Below are 24,274 nucleotides of genomic sequence, written 5' to 3'. Positions count from 1 at the left end.
GAATTATTTATTATCCTCATCAATAAGGTCTAATAGACTACTTGAAACTTCACTTCTTACCTTTCTGCAAAACAGATCAGGCTGTTTCTTTAGTTTTGGGTAATCAGCCTTTGTAAGTACAGTTACCTCCTTGGGAAACTCAAAGTAAGTAAGATTTCTCCAGTTTACAAGCCATCTTGCTTCCGGCTCATTGTATCTGAAACACTTTTCTTTGAATCTTGAGTTATGGACAACCGTATGGAAATACTCTTCATCAGGGAACTGCATGATCTTCATCTTACAATTGAACCTTGGATGTGTCTTTTCAAATTCATCCAGATACTCTGCACAGTCCCTAGAAACCGCCCACTGCGCACATCCGTAGTAGATGTCGTAGTTGCCGTCTTTCTCCTTAATAGTTCCATTAAACCCAATGGTCGTAAGACTCATAAGAGTTGAAGCTATTGTGATAAGGAGCTTATGCGGATCTGAGTTTGATGCCTTACCATAAGGATTATCTTTCATGTAGTAAAGCTTGTATTTCCTTGAAAACTCCCAGTCCTTTGTTCCCGCAATCGGACATCCTCTTAAGAACTCTTTTCCCTTGTTTTCTTCAAAGAACGCCTTGATCTGTGCATTGGACTTTATTGGATAATCCAGATTCTGCATCATCACGAAGTAATCGTAATGCCTGTCACTATCAAGCGCTGTTCTAAGAAGTTCATAGCATGCATGGATTGCATTATATCCGCCCCAGTAGACTTTATGCCTGTTTGATGTAAAGAATACTCTTTCAATCCCGGCTGTTGCCTTCTTGAAGGGTTCAATATCCTGTTTTGCATCAACATGTATATACATATCAAAATCCGGGTCGGAACAAAGCCTCTTTGCGCATCTCGCAACCAGCAGCGGATCTGTATGACAAAGATTTAAAAAAGCAATTCGCATTTTTTTCCTTCATCTTCTTACTTATTAAATGTAAAATTTTTATAAAAAACGTGCATCATCCTACTTTATCAGAATTTAGTCCAGCTTTTCAACTAAAAAAAGACACAAATCTTATGCTAACATTATGTACTATTCGTCTAATGTGCATAAATTTTGTGTCATTTTTTTGAACGACGCTGAAATAAACTTGTACGCGATATTATATATGCGATATAGTACTTATTTGTCTGTTGAATTCAACTTATTCAAGCATCAATTATCGTCAGCCACATACTTATAAAGCTCAACTCTATTCTCCGCTAGTTCAGATGATATGATATACTCCCATCCATCACCGGGATTATTTATAGCTGCATCGTTTATATTGTGAATATAATATACATTCTTGTCATGATTTTCTGCTCTACGATTTAATGATTCGGTATCCAAACAAAGCTTGTAATCCATGTCATTAAAGTAGTAATCAAATACATTCCAGCCAAAAAGCCTGCTATCTGTTAATACAAGATCGCCATCACAAATCTCATTCTCAACGTAACTTATAAACCTATCTTGCTCTTTATCTGTTTTTGCTTCACTATATACCATCATGCCAAAATCAAGAAGTACAATAAAAGCAATAGAACAAACTACAATATTGCGTATAATTCCTTTATTGTCTTTGACAAAATATGATATTGAAACCGCCAAAACAATATACAGAATACCAACTGATGGCAATAAATATCTTGATACGAACTTATGAGACATTAAATCCATTGCACATCCACATAAGTAGATTAATACAAAAACAAATACATACAGGATGCAAATACTCTTAACTAAGCTGATATCTGATTCTTTAAAGTGTTTATATATAAATGTCATTATTGCTACAAAAAATAGCAAAGCCAAAATAGCAGTTAAAAGGAGCTCATGCAGAGTAATATTTGCCATATTTTGCATTGTACCAAACACAATACAAACAAAACCAGCAAAGGGTTTTAAATAATATGCCAGGGAATTAAGTCCCATGGAATATGCATCTTCACTGCTCATCTGTTTGAATACTATCAAAAGCCACGGCGAATAAACTACTAAACAAATTATTATTGAACCTATTAAGTATTTAATATTTTTCTTTTTAGCAATATATTTAATCAAATAAAAGAAATAAATTGAGCCAACAATTAGCAGAACAAAATAATGTGTAAACGCTCCTAAGATTGCAAATATTGATGCAACTAGTATCTTTTTATTATTTCCAAGTTCAGCGCCATCTATTATTGTAAACGCGAACAGCGTTACAAAAAACAACGCCCAACTATACATTCTGATTTCAGTATTATAATGCGCTGTTGGCATAAGCAACACCAAACTAGCAAAAATAAAACCTGAAAGATCATCAAAATGCTTTGATAACCACTTAAAACCAATAAAAGCCAACAAAACCATGGGCAATAATGAGGTAAGTTTATATATAGGAATTGAGAAGCCAAAAATGCTACACATAAATCTGTTTATAAAATAGTAGAGTGGTGGATGAAAGTCTTTCATTGTCCCTATAATAATTTCTTTATAAGGGTTTTTTACTAATTGGACCGAAAATATTTCATCTGCCCAAATACTCCTTTGAAAGATGCGTAATAGACTTATAAAGCATTCTGCCAAAATCATTAAATAATACTTTTTTTCAAATTTTACTGTTTTCATAATTACCTCTCTTTTTAAATAAATCCATAAAGACGATGCGTTTTCCAAATTGCATAATAGGATTTATATGACGCTTTGAAAAATAGAATTTCCATTGCAACTTTTCTTTCCAATCCCTTTATACTTCTGTATTTCCCAACCTCTTTACAGAGTTTTTTAATTGCCGATTGCTTGCCAAAGTCAACTTTCATACCCTTTTCTTCGAATTCATTCTGCATGGTTACTGCAGTTCGCATGGCATGAACAGCTTCCATCTCCCAAAGTTTATACTCTTTCTTCTTGCGGTAGAACCTTAATCTGTCATCAAATGCATCAATAAGATTGAGCCTTTTTAATGAAACGTCAGCGCCAACAATGCTGTCTTCTCTCTGGAAATAGAAGTAAAGTGGGCTCTTTACATAGACAATTCTCTCCGCCTTATAGAGAAGCTCATGAGTTCTGGCCTCATCCTCATGAATCCTTCCTTCAGGATATGTAATACCATCAAAGAGCTCCCTCTTGTATAGCTTATTCCAAGCAACAGTAAATAGAATTCTGTCCCTGAGGGTTCTGCACATGAAGAACTGTGCCTGATGGCCGTCTATTACTTCTACTTCGGGACCGTTCTTATCAATATTTGCTTCAACAGGATAATTACCGTCAAATACATACTTGATATCACACATTGCTATATCAGCATCATGTGCAATAATCTGCTCCATCATATCTTCGAACATCCCATGATTTATGTAATCATCTGAATCAACAAAAGCTATAAAATCTCCGGTAGCTGCTTTTATTCCTGCATTTCTTGCTCCTGCCAATCCCTTGTTTTCTTGATGGATTACTTTAATCCTTGGATCTTTAATAGCTAGTTCGTCACACATAGCCGGACAGTTATCATCGGAACCATCATCCACCAGTATGATCTCCAGGTTTTTATATGTCTGAAGCATGATTGAATCAAGACACCTGTTAAGATAATCCTCTACTTTATATACCGGTACTATGACCGATATTTTGTAATCATAAGATCTTTTCAATTTCTGCCATCCTGTCATCGTAATTTATGATGCTCTTACGCTCACATATCTTCTTTGTATACCCCTCAAGAAGACCAGGATTATCCAGAACCTTTTTCATGCCCTGATAAATTCCAATCACTGACTTTTCCATGACGAGTCCATACTCGTTATCTCCAAGCAGTTCTCTTACTCCCCCACAATCTGTTAGCAGCATTGGCTTATCCAAGATAGCCGCCTCCTGACTTACAAAAGAAAACCCCTCAAAAATTGATGATGAAAGCACCCAGTCCGCGTACTTCATGTACTTGTACGGATTCTTTCTTACACCCAAAAACTTAACAGACTTAATACCAAGTCTTTTCACGGATCTTTCGAGCCTGTACTGCTCATCGCTCCAGCTCTCAGTACCACCTACAACCCACACTTCAAAGTTATAACCATCAATCTCCAGCATGTGAGCTGCTTCCAGCAAAAGGTCATAACCCTTTTGATAGTTTATTCTACCAACCACTGTAAAGTATGTCTTTCCATCTTCTTTTACGACGTCTACAACCGGTTCTTTTGCTTTCTCGATTATTTCTTCCCACTTAAGCGGGTTATATTTTACAACAAGATTCCCTGTGTCGCCAATGATATCTTTTATCCCATTTTTGACATCTTCAGAGACGCAAACAACATATTGGTAACGCTTAAGGAATTCAAATTCTGTCTTAGGTCCTCCAAATATGTCATATGTATAGTAATAGCTGTTGTAATCAGTGTGATGCCACATGATCTTTGTATCTACCGCAGTTTCGGCAACATATTTTGAAACCCATCCGTCCTTCATAGCTATCACAAGGTCATAATTGCTGTTATTGATGGAGTCTTTGATAAACTTGTTTTTATAATGTCTGACAAACTTAATGTATCCCCACTTAAGAGGGTTCCTGCTGTCAGAAAGCTGATCCTGAATAATAACCCTCACGTTTTCGGGAAAAGTCCCGTCATTATATTCTTTCTTTTCCTGATCAAGGAGAAGCACAGTCAGTTCATATTTGTCATGCCATGCATTAACAAAGTCCATCATGAGCTTCTCAACTCCGCCTCCGCATGCTATATCGTTTACAAGTAAAATTCGTTTCATAACCAATTCCTTCCCTCGGCGATCCTTTGCCAAAGGTTGTCATCTCTTTTAACAGATCTATCCAGCTTGTTAAACGGCTTTTGCCTACTATGCTCTTTTATCTGATTTCTAAGTGTATCTATATCAACATCTTTCAGATTATAAACAACATGAAAGTTTATAACGCAAAAATAAATTCTGTAAAAGTTCTTTTTTAGCGTTTCTCTATCACGGATATCTTCCCAAAGGACATTTAACAGGCAGAACAGCCTGCTTATCATCGTCTTCTCATCGACGCTCTTTGAAAGCGAACCTTCACGAGTATAATACATGTACAGCAAATTGCAAATTAGATATACGCTGTTGCATCGCAATATATATCTCATGGTAAAAAGAAGATCCTCAGCAAATACCTCTTTTGTATCGGTAAACTCCAGTCCTGATCTGTCTATAATGCTCTTTTTATAAACACCTGTATGTGCTTCCCATCCAACAGAGTATACCAGCATCCTGTCTGTTAAGAACGAAAGTTTTGCATCTTCCGAAGAAATGTCCAATGCCTCATTCTCCACGATAAGAGGGCTTCTCTCCGGCTCTTTGTCATCATACACCTTCTGGTAATTGAACTTATAGTAATCCGAAGGATATTTTTCCATAGCCTTGTCTATGGCTGTAAAAAAGTCGTCGGCCCAGTAATCATCCGAATCCAGGAATAATATCCATTCTCCTGTGGACGCTTTCAGTCCGGTATTTCTTGCACCGGACAGCCCCTGATTACTCTGATGAATGACCTTAATGTAATCATACTTTTCGGCGTATTCATCACATATAGTTCCGGAACCATCCGTGGATCCATCATCTACCAGTATTACTTCCAGATCGCTGTAGTTTTGCCTTACTACCGAATCAAGGCATCTCTTTAGCAGATCCTGAACATTATATACAGGAATTATCAGTGAATACTTCATATATCCCCCGTTTAAAGGCAAACATTACCCCATTGCTCATTGTGCCAGATAAGAGTCCTATTTCTTCTTTCATCGTCAAGAACTATATCAAGTCCGGTAATACAGTCGAGATCAACAGTATTGCCAAAGGCATCCATTGTAAATACCGTATAAACGACATTATAATGTCCGTTCATAATTGAAGCCGTATCAATGTCGATCTCTCTGTAAACTGTTTCGCCCTCATTAGCGCTGAACAGATTCGTGAAAAGAGCTGTTGCAAACACCCTCTCTTCATCCGCAATCTCTACTCTTATGCCTACTTTTTGAACTGACTTATTTATCTTAAAATCAATTCCAAGCTTAAGGGAATTCAGATCTTTGCTGACATATTCTGCCTTAGTGATCCTTACATCGCTTCGCTGAAGCCATCCGGGTCTTAATGTTTCCGAAAGGTCAATCCTGTCCTCATCCGTAACGATGTTTCCCATGTAGCAGTCTATTGCTTCTTTTACGTCACCATCGAATTTCTTGATGCCCTTATCGATAACAATGCATCTGGTACACAGTCTTTTAACTGTTTCAAGATTGTGGCTTACATACAGGATTGTTCTGTTCTTATCACCTGAAATCTCTTTTATCTTATCAAGGCACTTTTTCTGGAACTGAACATCTCCGACCGAGAGCACTTCATCCATGATTAAGATGTCGCTCCTTAGATGCACTGCCACTGCAAAGGCCAGTCTTACGTACATTCCTGAGGAATATCTTTTTACCGGAGTGTCAATAAAGTCTCTGCACTCTGAAAAATCTATGATCTCTTCTACCTTTTCATTGATCTCAGATCTTCTCATGCCAAGAATGGAGCCGTTAAGGTAAATATTCTCTCTTCCGGTAAGTTCCGGATGGAAGCCCGTTCCCACTTCAAGGAGGCTGCTGATCTTACCGTCTATGTATATCTTGCCGCTTGTGGGCGAAGTTATCCTTGAGATCAGCTTTAAAAGAGTTGATTTGCCGGCGCCGTTCTGACCAATGATTCCAAGTATCTCGCCTTTTCTGACTTCAAGGTTAAAGTCCTTTATCGCCAGAAAATCGTTATCATGATTCCTTCCGGTAAGATCCTTAATGGATATTGTTCCCTTATGAAATTTTTTGTTCAGATCAACTATCTTTAAAACAGAATCGTTACTCATATCATTTCCTTAAGGTCAGACAATATCAACCGCATCCCTGGAGATTCTCTCATATACCACCACAGATATCACAGTAATGACTACAGTCGTTATCAGGCTAACCACGAAACTACTGATATTCAGCTTTCCTGCTCCTGTAAATCCATATCTGAAACACTCTATAAATCCCGTAAGAGGATTTATGTAAAAGAGAAATCTTATCTTTTCAGGTATCTGAGCAGTCGAGTATATTACAGGGCTTGTGTAAAGGAAAAGCTGTACTATAAAACCTGTTCCCTTAGCCAGATCCCTATACTTTACAGAAAGCGATGAGATCAGCATTCCGATCGAAGTTCCAAGAACTGTGACCAGGACCGGGCATATAAGTGCGAAGGCCAGTGCCATTCCGGTAAACTGTGCCTGTCCCCTTTTAAGGTAAAAGAGCCATACGAAGGCGCACACAAGAAGCCTGACCACAAAGCTCATCAGAGCGTAAAACATGTTTGCCAGCGGAACTGCAAGTCTTGGAAAATATACCTTACCGTACAGATACGCATTATCCTGAAATATATTAGCATTCTTGTTCACACATCCCTGAAATGTGATCCATAGTATGTTGGCTGTAATACTGAACAGGAAATAAGGAATCCCGTCAGAATCAAACCTGCCTATATATCCGAAGATAAGAGAAAAGATTCCTGAAGAAAAAACAGGTCCCAGTACGAGCCATAATGGTCCCAAAAGAGTCTGCTGATAAATGAGCTTATAATTTCTCTTAAAGAGCATATATATCATGTATCTATACTCTGACAGCTCACGAATCGATATTCTCTTTTTACTGTCATCATCTATGACAGTTGTCCATTTCTTGTCCATTAGTCTTCCTGAAGTTTCTTAATGCAGTCTTCCAAATCTCCAACAGTTGTGATTTCTGCTACTTCATCCTCATCAAATTCAATTCCAAATTCTTCTTCAAGATTCATGACGATCTTAAGTACATCCAGTGATGTAAGTCCCAGATCAACTACAAGTGATGAGTCCCTGGTTATCTCTGACTTATCGCATTCACTGTAGCCTGACAAAATATCTATTATCTTATCCAGCATTTTAAATTCTCCTTTTACTGGTTTCTGATTATCTTCTTAGATGAATTCTTTTTAAACTCTTCATTTCTTATCACTATCTCTCCAATTCGTGCATAGGGAGGAAGTGATTTATTTACAGCATTTATAATGTCGGAAATCTGCTCCTTATCGTTCGCTATATTATTCTTCTCTATAAAACTCTTATTGGGATAGATCTCTGCAACTATCTGATTATCCTTCTGGTATGCCAACACCTCTTTTACAATGGTGTGTTCACTGACCCTGCCCTCTATCAGCTCAGGTGATATATTCTCTCCGTTGCTGAGGATGATAAGGTTCTTGATCCTGCCTGTGATAAACAGATACCCGTCATCATTCAGATATCCAAGATCTCCTGTGTGGAACATTCCACCTTCGAGGGCTTTTGCAGTTTCCTGCGGATTGTTGTAGTAGCCCTTCATTACTGCAGGACCTTTTACACATATCTCACCAATGCCCTTATCATCAGGGGTGTCTATTATAACCTCAAGGCCATCAAAGGGCCTACCTACAGAATTTGGCATTGAATCTTTATAATCCGAAACAGCAATAACCGGTGCACATTCTGTAATACCATAGCCCAGCGCGATATCGACTCCCCAATTGTGGAACTCATCAATTATGGTCTGACTAAGTGGAGCACCTCCGGCAATGATCTGCCTAAGGTTTCCTCCAAACTTATTTCTTATCTCTTTGAACAAAACCGGTCTCAGATCAATATGCACTTTCAGCAAAACATTTGAAACAGCACATAACCTCTTATAGGCTTTAAGCTTCCCCTTTGACCTCAGTTCATTATTCACTTCTTTATACACAGTTTCCATAAACAGCGGAACCATGCCTATAATATCTGGCCTTATCTCATTAATATCCGGAAAAAAAGCTTTCATTCCCGAACAGATAAATCCATATCTACCATAGTGAAAAATATAACACATGACTATAAAAGAAAACACATGTGTAAGCGGCAAAACTACAAGTGTATGATCTCTATGTACCGCAGTAGAAAGTCTCTCTCTACCGGCCAAAATATTAAAAGCAAGATTTTCGTGAGTTAACTGAACACATTTCTGGCTTCCTGTTGTACCGGAAGTGAAGTAGATTGCTGCAACATCATCTGGTTCACATTTGTATTCAGCAAAAGACTCATCACCTGAATCTATCAGCTCCTGCCCATCATCTATGTATGATCCAATATCATTCATAGGATAAAGATTATTCATTAAATCAGGATGATCCTCATTTATAGAATCAATAAGCTTTACACACTTTTCTGAGTAAAATACGCAAGAACAATCAGAATTTCTAAGATTTTCCGCCACAATTGCCCCGCCCAGGTCTCTTGCTATCGGCACACATATATTTCCGCTGAAGGAAATAGCAAAAAACAGTCGTATCCAGTCATAGGAATTCTCTGAGATAATGGCTATGTGCTGTTTCCTGTATCCACGGCTAAGTAAATATGTTCCAAGGGCGTGGATGTCCTTTGACAGCTGACCGTAAGTAATGTTTACCAGTTCTCTACCTTTGCCCCAAAACTGGAATACAGTCTTTTTACTGTATATATCAGCCTTACCAAGGATAAAGTCTCGCAGAGTACTGTATTCATCGCACATATTCACTTTTTCATAACATGTGTTTACTGCATTCATTTCTTTTTATTCTTTGATAGGATCCTTTTGTATATGCGAACAGTGATCTTTACTATCACAAATATGATGATCAGTCTGATGCTATATATCACCAAAACGCCAAGTTCTGCGGGCATACCGGTCATCTTCTCAACAATCAGATACCATGGGATTGAAAAATACTCTATAGTATGGGCCCCCAATACAAAGAAGCTTACTCTTCCAATCTCTTTCATGAAGGAGGTAAATCTGTTCTTCTTAGTTGATAGCAATATACAGTAATTGATCAGGATTGTACCTGCAAATATCCCGGCTATTGTAGCAAGCAAAAACTCAAAATTCTTAAGTGCGGGAATATACTTAAGCAGGTAAATACCTACGCTTATCACCGTAGTAATAAGAACGGCTACCGGATTCATTGTCTTATCGAAAAAGCTCTTTTCCCTGAGAAGGTATCCGGCGTAAATACAGCCTGTAAATAACATGGCTGATGACAACGCAAAAGGACATCCCGTAAGAACATTCATAAGAACGCTGCCCAAAAGCATGGTTATTGCGATTATTATCCCACTATACCTCTTAGCAAGACAAAGAATTGTTACTGTTATCACTTCTGCAACGATAAAGGCAACAATAAAGTATAAAGGTCCACATGAATATATAGTCACATCTCCCACTGGGATCGGAGGATATACGGCAAACAAAAAACCTGTTGCCATCAGGCCCATTTCTTTAATGGTTCCCGGTATATATCGAAAACACAGAAAATGAATAATACCAAAAAGTAGTACTGTTATAAGTCCGAAAGCATAATACAGCTTAAGGTAATCTTTACAAGTTCTGATTATGTATTTCTTCAGATTACCGGGTAGTCTTAGCTTGTATCCGGCTATTATGGCAAAACCTGCAACCCCTACATAGGTGATCACTTCAAAGACAGCCCTGAAGACTATTGAAAGTGAATCTGAAGGAAACAGTCCAATGGTATGTGCCAGAACGACACAGACCATCGCAATACCAATATATAAATTGAATGATCCGATACTAATTTTCCTTTGCTCTGACATATTTGCCTTTACTCTTTAGATAAACTGCTGATTCAATGTACAAAATAATAGCTTCTGCCGGAATAACTGTAGATCAACTCAGCATCGAGATTCTCTATCAGTTTCTCTTCCGCTTCAGGCTCTACACATGTAAGCAGGAAGTATCCTTCTTCCATAGAATCAAAAACATCATTTGCTATATCATCATTAACAAATGTATAACTGCGAGGGTGCTGTAATTCCTCAAAGAACAGAATTGGCTTCCATTCCTCGTCCAGATATACGCATGCATCATATCCTTCCATGCTCTTCATGGTTGCCAAAAGCTCTTCATCATAGTAATCAGCGGGAATGATCCATCCATAGCGGCTGAAATTCATAATATTCAAAGCCAAAAACAGCGCAACTATAGCATAATCAATAATATTCTTTTTAACTATACGCTCTGCCAGGCTTCTGGTTACCAGATAAGTGCATGTAACATATATCCATGCCATCGGCATAAGATATCTGACATCCATAAACGGAGCAATTGTACCAACAACAAAGGTGTAAAAAGCAGCTGCAATAAACATAACTATTTCATAGCTAAATACTTTCTCTTTGTTCTTTTTCCTGATCACCAGGAGAACAGCTGCCACAATTATGATTATTACAGCAAATCCATTTAACGCATATATATTAAGCTCTGAAAGCATATACAATGGACCACGTATTATCTTCTTTGGTACAAGCGCATAATAAAATGCTTGTCTTCCGCGATGTCTGATAAAGAGATGAACATAAAAAGGCAGCCACAGAACGCTGTAGATGACTGCTGAAATAACCACTGTTTTAACAAGTTTCTTAAGTTCATCTGCTTTTTTATCTGCGCGTAGTTTAAATCCAAAAATTACAAGCAGTCCAAAGAAATATATCAGGAAATAGTAATGTGTCAGCATTCCAAAAATTAGGATCAATGAAAGTTCTATGCAAAATCTTTTATCAAGATGCTCATCCCAATATCTCTTGATCAGATATGAAATAGCAATAACAAAAAAAGTGAACTGCACATACATCCTGATAAAAAGCATGGTATCCATAAAGATTATGGTTGTACCGTAAGCAGCCGCGATACCAAATGCAGCAACCGGGCTGCTGGTTATTTTCTTCCCCAGTTTATACAACAGAACAATTATAGGAATCAACCATAACAGGTTCACAGCGATTCCATACCACTTACTATATGTATCCGGAAAAATCGAGCACACAGTATTGATTAAAAAATAGTACAGCGGAGGATGTACATCCTGTACCTGATTCTTATATACATTAACAGGATTAAATCTGGTGTTATCCTTTACTTTAACAAAAGTTTCAAATGGTCCATATCCAGAATATTTAACGCCTTCTTCAACATCCGGATAGATACCGGATAAATGATTGGCAAGGCCATAAGTCCATATTTCATCAGAATAGTAATTCATTTTATACTGACCGAAAAATACTACCAGTAATCCGATCAGTAAGGCAAGCATCGAAATGCTAAGTGTTTCTCTTATCTTCATGGTACAATTACATCATTTCTAAAGTTATTTCTTATCTTTTAAACTCATATCCAACGACATGCAGCATCGTTGCCGCAAGGAACAATAAGTGGAACCATCCCTTCTTAAGGAAGATGAATGGCATCCTCTTGACCATTGATCCCTGACCTATCTCAAAGCCATCAATGAGCTTTCTTACTCTCTTATCATCAACAAAAGTTTTGTATCCCTTATATCTGTCTTTTCGTGATACTGTAGGATTGTGCTTGGATAAAAGAAATGCCATCTCAACCACTGACATTACAATAGTTCCGGCAAATGTATCTGTTACATCTACGCCTTTTCTATTCTTTATCCTGTCAACAAGCCTTTCTCTGGCATCATTAAGACGCTTCTTGCCATCAAGCTTGGAAAGAGGCTCTTTTTCATACCTGAATATAGCTGATGATTCACGAGTAACCAGATAGTAATAACACTTCTGCTGTACAAAGACCTTGTTACAGCAGCTAAGGTACTCGGAAATAAAGCAGGTATCCTCTCCAACTTTAAGAGTTGTATCGAATTTGAGGTTGTTGTCTACAATAATGCTGCGCTTAACAAGAATCCTCCAAAGTGCAGGATTCTCAACGTAGAGTGAATCGGGCTTACCGGCTATCCAGTTGTTTACATCCTCATTGGAAAGGCCTATAAACGCAGGCATTACTTCTCGTATAATACTGTCGCTTTCATAAACGGTCTTATCAAACTTAGGATAGTTAGTTTCAAAAACCTCGCCATCTCTAAATCTGTGGTAGCCATAGATTACAGCATCAGCAAATTCTCTTTCTATGATCTCTACCAGCTCTCTGCAAGTCTCTTTTTCCTGAAAATCATCTCCGTCAAAGAAAAAGATATAATCGCCTGTAGCAGCCTTGATCCCATCGTTTCTGGCAGCTGATACTCCGCCGTTCTTCTTATGAATAGGCTTTATATTTGCATTTCTTGATGCATACTCATCTATTACAGCTCCGGTCTTATCTGAAGATCCGTCATCAACGACAATGATCTCCAAAAGATTCATATCTATGTTCTGAGAAAGAATTGAATCAAGACATTTCCCTATATAATCTTCAATGTTATATGCTGGAATTATTATACTGACTTTCTTATTCATACCTCATCTCCACTTGTAAATTGCATACATCAAGTTAATCTAACATATTCCGGACGAAAGTAAAAGTGCATAATTTAATAAAAATTTTATAATTATCAGAATAAAAAAGGACAAGTTTTCATATAAAAACCTGTCCTCAATATTAAATATGCTTTTTACCTCAAACCCCTATGTGCAATATTCCTTACAAGATGCGTTATTATTCCATAATCCAGTATTATACAACTCTCCTAAGATGTATGTACGTAATAGCATACATCAATATTATGACAAATCATTTCGCTTAATAAAAAGAACTGATCCAAGAATTTGAATCAGTTCTCCTTTTAATCAGTTATATCCATTGCTCTTCTTATATCAGACATCTGAAAGCCTCTTCTCATCAGAAAGGCCATTATCTTCTGTTTTTCTTTAAAATCTGTTTCCTCCGGGTCATAATGCTTCTTAGCTAGGAGTTTACGAATCTGCTCCAGTTCAACATCAGCATCCTCTTCTAGATACAGCTCTTCAACTATAGGCATAAAGATATCCTTGCTGATACCTTTGCCTGTAAGATCCTGAATAATACGATTTCTGGATCTTATTGACATATGATAAGTTATATAATCTCTGGCATAACGCTCATCATCCAGATAATGATAAGCCTTGACGTAATGAATTGCGTCATCAATTATGTCACCAGGATATAACCCTTCTGAAAGTTTGTCCCGCAGTTGTTTCTCGGTGTAATCCTTCTTCTGAAGAAGATTCATAGCACGCAACTTACAGCGCTTAGGAAGGACTACATCAATAATATCCTGATAATTGGTTTCAGTGAGTTCCTGACCTTCTCTTATGCTATAGTCTCTCAGTTCTCTTTTATACAGAACAAATGCAAACTCACCGTCTATATAGATCTTACTTCGCTTCTTATCAAGTTCTTTAATCTCAGTGATAACCATACTAAAGCTCCAAATTTCAGTGAATCTTCTTAAAACTATCCCCCGATAGCTATGATGCCATCAGGGGATTTAAGTCTTTTAAATCATTCTAATATTACTCAGCCTTAGCTGCTCTGCCTTTCTTGGCAGGTTCCTTCTCTGCGGGCTCAGCCTTAGGGGCTGCTGCAGCACCCTCTACAGGAAGGCCGAAGTGAGCTCTTACCTTGGCATCGATCTCAGCAAGTACCTGAGGGTTATTCTCAAGATAAAGCTTAGCGTTCTCACGGCCCTGTCCGATCTTCTCACCTTCGTACTGATACCAAGCACCTGACTTGTTCACGATATCAGCGTTTGCAGCAAGATCAAGAACATCACCGGTCATTGAGATTCCCTTACCGAACATAATATCGAATTCAGCCTCCTTGAAAGGAGGAGCAATCTTATTCTTAACAACCTTAACTCTTGTTCTGTTACCGATGTTCTCACCATTCTGCTTGATAGCTTCGATACGACGAACGTCCATACGAACTGATGAGTAGAACTTAAGTGCACGACCACCGGTTGTTGTCTCAGGATTACCAAACATTACACCAACCTTCTCACGAAGCTGGTTGATGAATACTACTGTGCAGTTTGATTTGCTGATAACAGCTGTAAGCTTACGGAGAGCCTGAGACATAAGTCTTGCCTGAAGACCCACATGGGAATCACCCATATCTCCATCAATCTCAGCCTTGGGAACAAGAGCTGCAACTGAGTCAACTACTACGATGTCAATGGCACCGGATCTTACCATAGTCTCTGTGATCTCAAGAGCCTGCTCACCTGAATCAGGCTGTGAAATATACAGATTATCAATATCTACACCAATATTCTTGGCATATACAGGGTCAAGAGCATGCTCGGCATCAATAAATCCGGCAATACCGCCCCTCTTCTGAACTTCAGCGATCATGTGAAGTGTAACTGTTGTCTTACCACTGGACTCGGGTCCATAGATCTCAACGATTCTTCCCTTAGGGATTCCGCCCAATCCAAGTGCAATATCAAGGCTCAGAGATCCTGTCGGGATAGTCTCAATGTTCATTGTATCTGAGGAATCACCCAGCTTCATAACAGCGCCTTTTCCGAACTGCTTCTCAATCTGACCAAGGGCTGCTTCCAATGCTTTTTGTTTTTCTTCTCTTTCCATACTTCCTCCTTTTAGAACATCCGTTCGTCTTGATAATATAAATATAAAACAGATGTTCGATTGTGTCAATAAGTTTTGTTAATAAAAATAATACATAAAATGAAAATTCCGGCAGATACGCCAGACGTTTAGTCCCCACTAAACACACAAGTCATTGCATAGACTCTGCAATGACTTGGTAATAATATCATATTAAAATTTCACTGTCAAAACATATTTATGTATCACATTGACATGTCATAATGACTGCAGCGAGCCCTGTATTCTTCACTGATAAGCTGTACCATATAGGAATCTCCGCTGACATTGTCAGGATGGAACATCTTCATCAGATCCTTGTATCTCTTTTTGAGAGTAAGCGGACTGTTTACACCTCTAAAGAGCATATCTATAGCGTCAAACTCATCCTCTCTCTGATATGACTTTTCTCTCTCAAGTCTGATAAACTCGCCCTCAAGTTTCTTCTTGTCAGAATTGAGCTGATCAAATCCGTTGTTCAGAATCCTGAGTCTCTGCTCAAACAGAGCCTTATCATTGTTGAGCTTCTTGGTGGCGTTCTCAAGCTTTCTCTCAGCTTTGTCCATTCTTTCCTTGAAGTCCATCTCATCACGATAGAGGCCCTCATATTTTTCGGCAAGAGCACTCTCCTGATTCTCCAAACGAACGCTTTCCTTGAAAAGCCAAAGGCGCAGCTCTGAAAGCTCATCCTGTGTCCCGTTTAAAATTATTTCTTCAATATTTCTCTTTTCTTCCATAAGGAATCCCCCTACCTTGTGGACGTATTACTTCTCCTCTTTTTCCTCAGGAAAAGCAATGTTTACTGCATCTTCATCATCCATGATTCCTTCGTTTTTAGCTGTGAAACGGTTCATGATATCGGGTACAAGATCAAGAACCTTGGTAACAGCATCCTGATTCTTGATATTAACAAGCTTGGTTGAACCGTTCTTTATAACGAGAACAGCGCTCGGTGACATCTTGGCACCAAATCCGCCGCATCCTCCATTCTTTTTATCGGCTAAAGTTGAGCCTGCCCCAACCCCAAATGAAACATCTACAAGAGGAAGAATGATAGTATCCCCCACCTTGGTTGCCTCGCCGATTACTGTCTTAGTGCTCATAACTGAGTTCATTCCGCTGAGTAATGATTCTACAACTCCGCCAAAATTATTATCTGCCATTGTCCCCTCCAAAATATATCGATTATGAATTGATTATCTTCTTAAATCTTCTGATTGTCTTTTTAACGTCCTTGTTGAAGTAGCAAACAGCGGCGCTGTAGACAATCGTAAATATTGTGATATGCCCTTTTATGTGAGCATCTGTCATAACAACCTTGCGTTCAAAATCAGGTTCGAATTTAAGCTTTCGGTAGAGATATGGATAAAGTGCTCCGTATCCACCCATAATCTCTGCGGTAAGTGCAGGATCTCCGGTTCCAAGTAACAATTTTATGTCACATTTATCGGGAAGGATCATCCTTATTACCTTGATCAGTTTCTTCTTGACCAGTGCAAATGCCCTCTTGAAAATATCGTTTTCAAGTGTGCTTTTGATCATATCTATCTTATCACAAACTCTAGATATTGTATATTGGATTTTTTCAAACACATTTATTGGTGTTTTCAGAATATTGTCAACCTTATCTATAATATTCCATAAAACATCTAAAAATGTCTTAAGTTCTTCTTCGGATTCCTCATCTGAATCATCTGCCGATTCTTCATCTTCAGGCTTTTCTTCTGTCGATTCTTCTGTCTTTTCCTCAGATGTCTTATCCTCTGTCAGATTATCTTCTGCCTGATTATCCTCTTTTTTGTCCTTAGCCTCTTCCTTGCCTTTGTCCTTCTCTTCCTTTTGAGGCTTCTCCTTCTTCGGAAGAACCTTTATCCCGAAAATCTTAAGAGTAAACTCTTTATTCTTGGGAAATTCAAGCCCTCCTCTTATCACAAACAACAGCCAGGAAAAAGATATTTTAGCAAAGACCTTCTCCATATCGAATCCGTTGTCCAGCTCTGTCTCAGGCACATTAGCGTCAATCCGATAGAAAATCGGTACAAACAAAACCAGCAGCAACAGCAAAAGAATCACTGCAAGTATCACAAGCAGAACAATACCTATTATTTTTAAAACCGTCAGAACTCCAGTAAGCAACATAAAACACTCCGGTTGATCAATTATTTTTATCGAGACTGTCGAGGTAATCTAACAATCTTCCCTCATAGCCGGCTTCCAAGGCTTCTTGTGTTATCTTAAGAACAATATCCAGCGCCTCGTCATGGCTGCCCGCTATTCCATATATATATGCAGGATTACTTCGGTAATATGGTTGTTGTAGGAATGCACAGTGGATTATGTCCAGCTGATCACCGTCAGATTCAGCTCTTTTGACAATATAGATGGTGAACTGTCCGCTACCGTGATATAGTTTCCACTTCACCTGCGAATGCTTCTTGACAGAATCTCCCCAGTAGAGATTCTTATAAAATCGGCAAAAGCCTCTTTTCCTCATACCCCAAAACATCTCCCAAATATCGTTACTCTGCATAAAAACAAATTGAATGTCGTCTTATAAACAGATATACTTATATTATCATATTGATTTCGATTTTTAAATTCTGTTTACACTTCATTTATCGGAGGAGTTATATGAAGTCTGTTGCGAGGATGGAGCTAAAACCCGGTATGGTTGTAGCTGAGGATGTCCTAAATTACAAGAACGAGATCATTGTCACCAAAAACACAAAAATAAATGATACAATCATCGAAAAACTTGCAAGACAATCCATCATGGTTGTCCCCGTCAAGGAAGATGTGGACTTTGCAACCACACATTTCGAGAAAGTTCGTCTCAGCGAAGGTTTTAAGGCCTTCGAATCCACATATAAGATTTATTTCCCTGTATACAAGAATCTGGTAGTCAGTGCGGTCACAAACAGAACCCCCATCAACCTTAACCAGCTAATGGAGGTTTACCGCAACATCATAGTCTGCGCCAAGAGCGGAGAACTTCTCCTTGACTACCTGTACAACATGCTTCCGGGCGAAGACGACATGACCCATGCTCACTGTCTGAACTCTGCCCTCATAGCCGGAGTGTTCGGTACATGGCTTGGTCTGTCCAACGATGACATCAATCTGCTTATTAACTGCGCTTTTGTTTATGATATCGGCAAGCTGAGTATTCCTTATCAGATACTCTGGAAGCCTGAGCGATTAACTTCAGAAGAATACAGACTTGTCATGCGACATACGACCATAGGCTACGATTTTTTAAAGAGCTATGGCTCATTTGATGAGCATATTTTAAATGCAACACTCCAGCACCACGAGAGATGCGACGGATCTGGTTACCCCAAGGCACTTGAGGCTAATGAGATTGATCGCTTTGCCAAATATATAGCCATAATCGATACCTATGAGGCCATGACTTCTCCCAGATCCTATCGTCAGAAGCTCAACCCCTTCCAGATCATAGCCAATTATGAAAACGAAGGCTTTGTTAAATACGATTTCGCTGCAATCAAAGCAATCCTGTCTCACATTGCCAACTCACAGCTTGGCTTTAACGTACAGCTAAACAACGGTCAGATAGGCGAAGTCATATTAATAAATGAGAAGGCGCTCTCACGCCCTCTCATCAAAATGAACGACAATTCACTTATAGACCTTTCTACCAGCAAACAGTTGTCTATAGTATCTGTTTTCTGATCAGGTCACTCAACACCGAAATACGCATCAAAGATTCTCTTTGCAATCGGCACTGCGAAGCTTCCTCCGCTACCTGCGTTTTCAACTATGATGGTAACGCAGATCTCCGGATCGTCAGCCGGTGCAAATCCTGTAAACCACGCATGAGAATCGGTTGTAGTATTGGTAAATTCAGCAGAACCGGTCTTTCCTGCCGCCGTGTAGGAAAGGCCTTTTAATTTGCTTGCTGTTCCGGTTTCAACAACCTCTTTCATCATACCTTTTAACGTATCAGCCTGAACCGCTGTCATAAGTCTCTTATAAGCAGACGGCTCATATTCCTTAACAGTCTTGCCATCTACACTTTTAATACTATCCACCATATAGGGCTTCATCAGAACTCCCTCGTTGGCAATCGCACAGGTTATCATATTCATATGCATAGGCGAAACTGAAGTTGCCCCTTGTCCGATGGACAGCTGCATTACATCACCCACGCTGGTATTAGCATCTATAGATGCTTTGCTCTTAGCATAGAGAACCTCCATCGGAAGTTCCTGGTTAAACAAGAGCTGGTTAATTGTCTCTGAAAAGACCTTTCTGTCCAGATGTACGCCGATATTTGCAAAAGATGAATTACATGATTCCGCAAAAGATTTCGTAAGATCGACACTGCCGTGAGTCTCACCGTGGAAGCATGAAATGCTCTCTCCATCCGTAGAAAATCTTCCATTGCAGCTAAACTTATAGTTTGTATAATCCTGAGGATGTTCCTTCAGATATGCCAGTGTGGTAATGATCTTGAATGTAGATCCCGGTGGGTACATTCCCTGAGTCGCTCTGTTAAGAAGCTTGGCATCAGTCGATTTGTCAGCCAGAAGGCTCTCCCAATCATTCTTTATCGTATTGGGATCAAAGTCAGGTTTGGACACCATTGCCAGAATTTCTCCCGTCTTGGGATTCGATACGACTACGGCTCCTTTTCTGGCAGAAAGGGCGTTATAAGCAACTTCCTGCAGGTTGACATCAAGCGTAGTGATGCAGGTATCACCGGGATATTTACTTCCCTGTGTATCAAGAGCCACCTTATCAGCCAGATCAATGCTGGTATTTATCAGGTAATAGTTAGCCAGCGCCTCTATTCCTGCCTTTCCGTTGGTTGAGTATCCTACAACATGAGCAAACTCTTTGCCATACGGATATACTCTTGCATCTTTGCCGTTTGCATCGACCTCGGAGTATGCAAGTACATCTCCGTTTCTTGATACGATCTGACCTCTAAGGTTCTGGTCAAGGAGTATCTGCTGTCTTGTGTTATAGCTGTTATTCATCAGCACCTGTCTGTTCGAATATGAGTAATAGCCTATATATCCCAGCATAACGCAGAAAATCAGAGCATAGAATGCAGTAATGACCAATATGGGATATGAGCGTATTCTTTTTTTCTTAATCTTCTGTTCTGCTTCCATTTAGTCTTCTTTCCTGCTGCAATTTACGCTTTCTTCGCTCCATAGCTTCATATCTCTCATCGGTTCTGATCATACAGACGCCTTCAGCTATCATTATCATAACAATGGTAACAAGCACCGAGGTTCCGCCATAACTGACAAGAGGAAGTGTAACACCGGTCAGAGGAATAAACTTGGCACCTCCGCCGATAGTAAGAAATGTCTGAAATATGTACGCAACACCTATTCCACAGATGATCATGCGATAGTATTTGTCCCTGATAAAGTAACCTTCATACATCAGCATGCAAAATGTGCTTACACATACAAGCGCCATTAAAATAGCATAGATTACCCCCATTTCCTCAGCAATTGCAGAGAAAATGAAGTCCTGTTCAACATAAGGTATTGATCTCGGCGACCCTCCATAGAGTCCAAGGCCGAACCATCCGCCTGAGCTTATTCCAAACAAAGACTGTGAGAGCTGATATCCGGAAGTCTCAATATCTCCGAAGGGATCAAGCCATGCATGGACTCTCAGTCTTATATGGGAAAAGAGCTTGTATGCCACCATGCTTGCTACTGCACCAAATCCAAGTCCTATGGCAAGATAGCCTATGTTCTCAGTTGAAATGTAAATGAGCGCAAGATAAACAACAAAGAATATCAGTGCACTTCCAAGATCCTTTGAAAGCACAAGTATGATCACATGTCCTGCAGCAACAATTGAAGCAAGCAGAAGCTGCCAAAGACTCTCAGCTTCTAAAAGTGCTCCTGCCATAAAGAACAGAAACAACACCTTAACCGCTTCCGAAGGCTGAAATGTTATACCTGCAAGGGTAAAAGAAATCTTGGAACCATTGGTCACAGCACCATAGAGAAGTACTGCTCCTATAGCTACTATTCCAGCTCCCGCATAAATCCAGGTAAGCTTTTTGAGATAATCAAATCTCAGGATCACCTCCGGGATAAAGAATCCGATTATAAAGGATGCAGTGACAATAAAGAACTGCTTGACCGCCTTGTCGTAAGACAGCCTTGTCAAAATGATCATTCCGATCATAAGCAGCAGACAGGTGTTGTTGATAAGAAGTCTGTTACCTTCGGGATAAATGACATAAAAAAGCATCAGTACCGAGGCAAAAATTATGATCTGAAATGCAAAGAAAAACAGATAGACCGGCTTGCCTGTTCTGGCTATTATCTGGATAAAACATGAAATCTGCATGGCAAACATACAGATTATCTGTCTGATGTATAGACCTTTTCTCTTCTTTTCCGTCTTGTATCTGTAAACCAGAAAGGCTTCAATGACGTAAACAAGCATAAAAATATCTATAACATATTTCGATATTTCTGTTACGTATAATTCCATTTAAGTTTATTCTGCTCCGCGTTTAAAATGTCCTGTGGTAAAACTACCATTTGCAAAGATATCACTGACATCGGCACCGGCCATAATATCCGTGTAATAGTCCAGTACCTCTGCGCATCTCTTTGCACTTTCTATAGTAAAATCGATCCTGTAATGATCAAACAAGCCATCGTCCATGATCTTATGCAATCTGCCATGAAGTGATGTCGGATGAACATTCCAGATCACGTTGTAACAATGCCTGCAATTGCAGCTTACAGGCAGAGTATTTCCAAGTCTGTCAATAATAGTCGTGTTCTCAGAATGAAGTTCATGAACCCTACCGCTGCAATTTCCTGTTGTCTTCTTGATACAGCCGGCACTCACCATCATTGGTATGTGGCCGTATAAATTGTAAGATACCGGAATCTCTGCATACTTCTTAAGCTCTTTGACCATATCTCTTGCTTCACTAAAGTTCAGCTCATAAGGCGTTGTAATCTCACTGACCTTAAATCCGCCCTGAGGATCACCTGTATCGATAAGCTCAGCAGCAGCTTCTTTGTTCCAGGTATATACGCTGTAATCCGCAATAACTCTTCCCTTATAGCCCTTATCTCTGAGATATCCAAGCTGTTCAAGGTTTCTCACAAGAACTCCGTCAAAGTGTGATTCATGAATTTTGTCCAATACTCTCTGTATTTCAAGACAGCCGTCGAAGTCCTCCTGTCTTGTCACAAAGGGAAGCGCCACAATTAGCTCAAGTTCAAGGGAATTGCTAACCAGCGTTTCAGCATCGGAAGATAAAAAGACATTACTGTCTAAATATATTCTGCCGATATCCTTATTGTTCTCGGCCCTCTCCTTCACAATCGCAAACTGTTCAGCAGTGGTACACAGAATGTGGACCGGTCCCCTTGTGGTCTGAGTATTTTTGTATGAATCAAGGTCCGTATAGTGGCTTACATGCTCATAGGAAATAGTTTTATCAGCATTACAGGTAAGTAACGAGAGCTTCTCGGATACCTTCTGAATAAGGCTTCTCCTGAGTTCATTGAGCTCACTGACAGCGATAAATATTCCGGTCCCGCTTCCATTATCGTCAATTGTGATCTCAAGATTTTCACACTCAAAATCTGTTCCGCCAAGCTTAAGGAGCTGTTTCCTCACGCTGTCTTCATCCAAAGGTCTCTTTGATGCAGACTGAACCTCGTTGCCAAAGCATTCCTCATAGATCACTTCATCTCCAAAGGGAAGTGACATGGCTATTCTTGCCTTCTCCCCCACTTTAAGTTCACAGTAGATGTCGCACTTAAGCTTAAGCGAAGAAGTAAGATATTTATCATGAACCTCGGCAAGGATATCCTCAGAAGTGGCATTGTAAGCAGGCGATGAAATAGTGACCATGGCCTTATCATTGTGTCTGTGATAATATCCGTCACTGATGCCTGTCCTCTGATAAAGGTTCCTTAAAATCTCCATATCCTCTTTGGATACGCTGTAATCTCCTCTTGGATCAGCATAATATTTATCAATATACTTCCTGTAAAGTGCCGTAACTCCTGCAGAGTACTCCGGCTTCTTCATTCTGCCTTCGATCTTAAAAGAGTCTATTCCAGCCTCGATAAGCTCCGGAATAATAGCAATCGTGCTCATATCCTTAAGACTCAGCGGATATTGCTCTCCTCCCTTGCCTGCCGCTTTATACGGAAGCCTGCAAGGCTGAGCACATCTTCCTCTGTTACCGCTCCTGCCTCCGACAACACTGCTAAAAAGGCAGACTCCTGAATAGCAGTAACACATAGCACCGTGAATAAAGGCTTCAACTTCTATGTCAGCTTTTTCTCTTATTGCCTTCATCTCGGAAAGACTGAGTTCTCTGGCCGGAACAACTCTGGTGCAGCCTCTTTCCTTAAGAAGCTTGGCACCATAGATGCCTGTTACTGTCTGCTGAGTGCTGGCATGGAGCTCTATTCCCGGAAATTCCTGCCTTATAAGTCGCATTACACCCAGGTCCTGAACAATAACTCCATCCAGTCCCCTTTCGGCATAAGGCAGCATAAAATCATAAAGCTGGCCATATTCGTTTTCTTTGACCAGTGTGTTAACAGTCATATATATTTTTTTATCATGGAGATGGGCATAGGAAATAGCATCAAGAACCTGATCCCTATCAAAATTGTCAGCATAGGCTCTTGCGCCGAATTTGGATCCGCCCAGATAAACGGCATCAGCACCCGCATTGAATGCTCCCACCATTGTTTCGTATCCACCTGCCGGTGAAAGAAGTTCTACTCTCTTCATATGCTTAAAAAAAGGCCGTCATGAGACAGCCTTAAAATC

General features: G+C 39.5%; 22 protein-coding genes. 1 reads left to right on the top strand and 21 read right to left on the bottom strand.

From position 1 onward, the window contains the following. Positions 1-3 precede the first annotated feature (3 nt). The 18 genes from G590_RS0110520 to G590_RS0110435 form a co-directional block, all read right to left on the bottom strand. The gene (locus G590_RS0110520) at positions 4-927 is read right to left on the bottom strand and encodes a beta-1,6-N-acetylglucosaminyltransferase (RefSeq protein WP_022765626.1); all 924 of its coding nucleotides are present in this window, start codon (positions 925-927) and stop codon (positions 4-6) included. 252 nt (positions 928-1,179) lie between these two features. Further along, positions 1,180-2,619 carry a glycosyltransferase family 39 protein gene (locus G590_RS0110515; protein WP_022765625.1) on the bottom strand — a complete coding sequence of 480 codons (1,440 nt, stop codon included), beginning with the start codon at positions 2,617-2,619 and terminating at the stop codon, positions 1,180-1,182. A gap of 14 nt (positions 2,620-2,633) precedes the next feature. Continuing rightward, the gene (locus G590_RS19145; protein ID WP_196802484.1) at positions 2,634-3,641 is read right to left on the bottom strand and encodes a glycosyltransferase; all 1,008 of its coding nucleotides are present in this window, start codon (positions 3,639-3,641) and stop codon (positions 2,634-2,636) included. Then, positions 3,625-4,749: a glycosyltransferase gene (locus tag G590_RS0110505; protein WP_022765623.1), complete on the bottom strand. Its 1,125-nt coding sequence runs from the start codon at positions 4,747-4,749 to the stop codon at positions 3,625-3,627. The genes G590_RS19145 and G590_RS0110505 overlap by 17 nt, the downstream gene beginning before the upstream one ends. Then, positions 4,746-5,696 (bottom strand): glycosyltransferase family 2 protein, encoded by a 951-nt coding sequence (locus G590_RS0110500; protein ID WP_022765622.1) that lies wholly within the window; start codon positions 5,694-5,696, stop codon positions 4,746-4,748. The genes G590_RS0110505 and G590_RS0110500 overlap by 4 nt, the downstream gene beginning before the upstream one ends. A gap of 11 nt (positions 5,697-5,707) precedes the next feature. Beyond that, a complete protein-coding gene (locus G590_RS0110495) occupies positions 5,708-6,868 on the bottom strand; it encodes an ABC transporter ATP-binding protein (protein ID WP_022765621.1) in 1,161 nt (386 codons plus the stop codon). A 15-nt stretch (positions 6,869-6,883) separates the two neighbouring features. Then, a complete protein-coding gene (locus G590_RS0110490) occupies positions 6,884-7,723 on the bottom strand; it encodes an ABC transporter permease (protein ID WP_022765620.1) in 840 nt (279 codons plus the stop codon). Then, positions 7,723-7,953 (bottom strand): acyl carrier protein, encoded by a 231-nt coding sequence (locus G590_RS0110485; protein WP_022765619.1) that lies wholly within the window; start codon positions 7,951-7,953, stop codon positions 7,723-7,725. The genes G590_RS0110490 and G590_RS0110485 overlap by 1 nt, the downstream gene beginning before the upstream one ends. Before the next feature lie 14 nt (positions 7,954-7,967). Next, positions 7,968-9,623: an AMP-binding protein gene (locus G590_RS0110480; protein WP_022765618.1), complete on the bottom strand. Its 1,656-nt coding sequence runs from the start codon at positions 9,621-9,623 to the stop codon at positions 7,968-7,970. Then, the gene (locus tag G590_RS0110475; protein ID WP_022765617.1) at positions 9,620-10,669 is read right to left on the bottom strand and encodes an acyltransferase family protein; all 1,050 of its coding nucleotides are present in this window, start codon (positions 10,667-10,669) and stop codon (positions 9,620-9,622) included. Before G590_RS0110475 ends, G590_RS0110480 begins: the two co-directional genes overlap by 4 nt. Before the next feature lie 32 nt (positions 10,670-10,701). Further along, the gene (locus G590_RS0110470) at positions 10,702-12,195 is read right to left on the bottom strand and encodes an ArnT family glycosyltransferase (protein ID WP_155828750.1); all 1,494 of its coding nucleotides are present in this window, start codon (positions 12,193-12,195) and stop codon (positions 10,702-10,704) included. A gap of 31 nt (positions 12,196-12,226) precedes the next feature. After that, complete coding sequence (locus G590_RS20625) at positions 12,227-13,327, bottom strand: glycosyltransferase family 2 protein (RefSeq protein ID WP_022765615.1); 1,101 nt, start codon at positions 13,325-13,327, stop codon at positions 12,227-12,229. A 326-nt stretch (positions 13,328-13,653) separates the two neighbouring features. Then, positions 13,654-14,268, bottom strand: coding sequence for a regulatory protein RecX (locus G590_RS0110460; protein WP_022765614.1), 615 nt, complete (start codon positions 14,266-14,268; stop codon positions 13,654-13,656). A gap of 94 nt (positions 14,269-14,362) precedes the next feature. After that, entirely contained in the window at positions 14,363-15,439 is a 1,077-nt protein-coding gene (gene recA / locus G590_RS0110455; protein WP_022765613.1) for a recombinase RecA, read from the bottom strand. Positions 15,440-15,663: 224 nt separating this feature from the next. Beyond that, positions 15,664-16,194, bottom strand: a complete 531-nt coding sequence (locus G590_RS0110450; protein ID WP_022765612.1) for a hypothetical protein — start codon at positions 16,192-16,194, stop codon at positions 15,664-15,666. A gap of 27 nt (positions 16,195-16,221) precedes the next feature. Then, positions 16,222-16,620 carry a GerW family sporulation protein gene (locus tag G590_RS0110445; RefSeq protein WP_022765611.1) on the bottom strand — a complete coding sequence of 133 codons (399 nt, stop codon included), beginning with the start codon at positions 16,618-16,620 and terminating at the stop codon, positions 16,222-16,224. Between the two features lie 22 nt (positions 16,621-16,642). Beyond that, positions 16,643-17,596 (bottom strand): DUF2953 domain-containing protein, encoded by a 954-nt coding sequence (locus G590_RS0110440; protein WP_022765610.1) that lies wholly within the window; start codon positions 17,594-17,596, stop codon positions 16,643-16,645. Between the two features lie 16 nt (positions 17,597-17,612). Further along, a complete protein-coding gene (locus G590_RS0110435) occupies positions 17,613-17,951 on the bottom strand; it encodes a hypothetical protein (RefSeq protein ID WP_022765609.1) in 339 nt (112 codons plus the stop codon). A gap of 137 nt (positions 17,952-18,088) precedes the next feature. On the opposite strand from G590_RS0110435, the gene G590_RS19135 reads away from it, so the two are divergent. Then, positions 18,089-19,150: an HD-GYP domain-containing protein gene (locus tag G590_RS19135; protein WP_022765608.1), complete on the top strand. Its 1,062-nt coding sequence runs from the start codon at positions 18,089-18,091 to the stop codon at positions 19,148-19,150. A 5-nt stretch (positions 19,151-19,155) separates the two neighbouring features. Here the strand turns inward: G590_RS19135 and G590_RS0110425 are convergent, their stop codons facing one another. From G590_RS0110425 to G590_RS0110415, 3 genes are read right to left on the bottom strand one after another with little or no spacing between them, the layout of a single operon-like run. Continuing rightward, positions 19,156-20,598, bottom strand: coding sequence for a peptidoglycan D,D-transpeptidase FtsI family protein (locus G590_RS0110425; RefSeq protein ID WP_022765607.1), 1,443 nt, complete (start codon positions 20,596-20,598; stop codon positions 19,156-19,158). Then, the gene (locus tag G590_RS0110420; RefSeq protein ID WP_022765606.1) at positions 20,576-21,952 is read right to left on the bottom strand and encodes an FtsW/RodA/SpoVE family cell cycle protein; all 1,377 of its coding nucleotides are present in this window, start codon (positions 21,950-21,952) and stop codon (positions 20,576-20,578) included. Before G590_RS0110420 ends, G590_RS0110425 begins: the two co-directional genes overlap by 23 nt. A gap of 6 nt (positions 21,953-21,958) precedes the next feature. After that, complete coding sequence (locus tag G590_RS0110415; RefSeq protein ID WP_022765605.1) at positions 21,959-24,235, bottom strand: U32 family peptidase; 2,277 nt, start codon at positions 24,233-24,235, stop codon at positions 21,959-21,961. Positions 24,236-24,274: the final 39 nt, after the last annotated feature.

Source organism: Butyrivibrio sp. XPD2006 (genome assembly GCF_000420865.1).
In the GTDB taxonomy this organism is placed as follows: Bacteria; Bacillota; Clostridia; order Lachnospirales; family Lachnospiraceae; genus Butyrivibrio.
The sequence above is the reverse complement of the archived record's forward strand: the minus strand, read 5'-3'. Positions and strand labels throughout refer to the sequence as shown.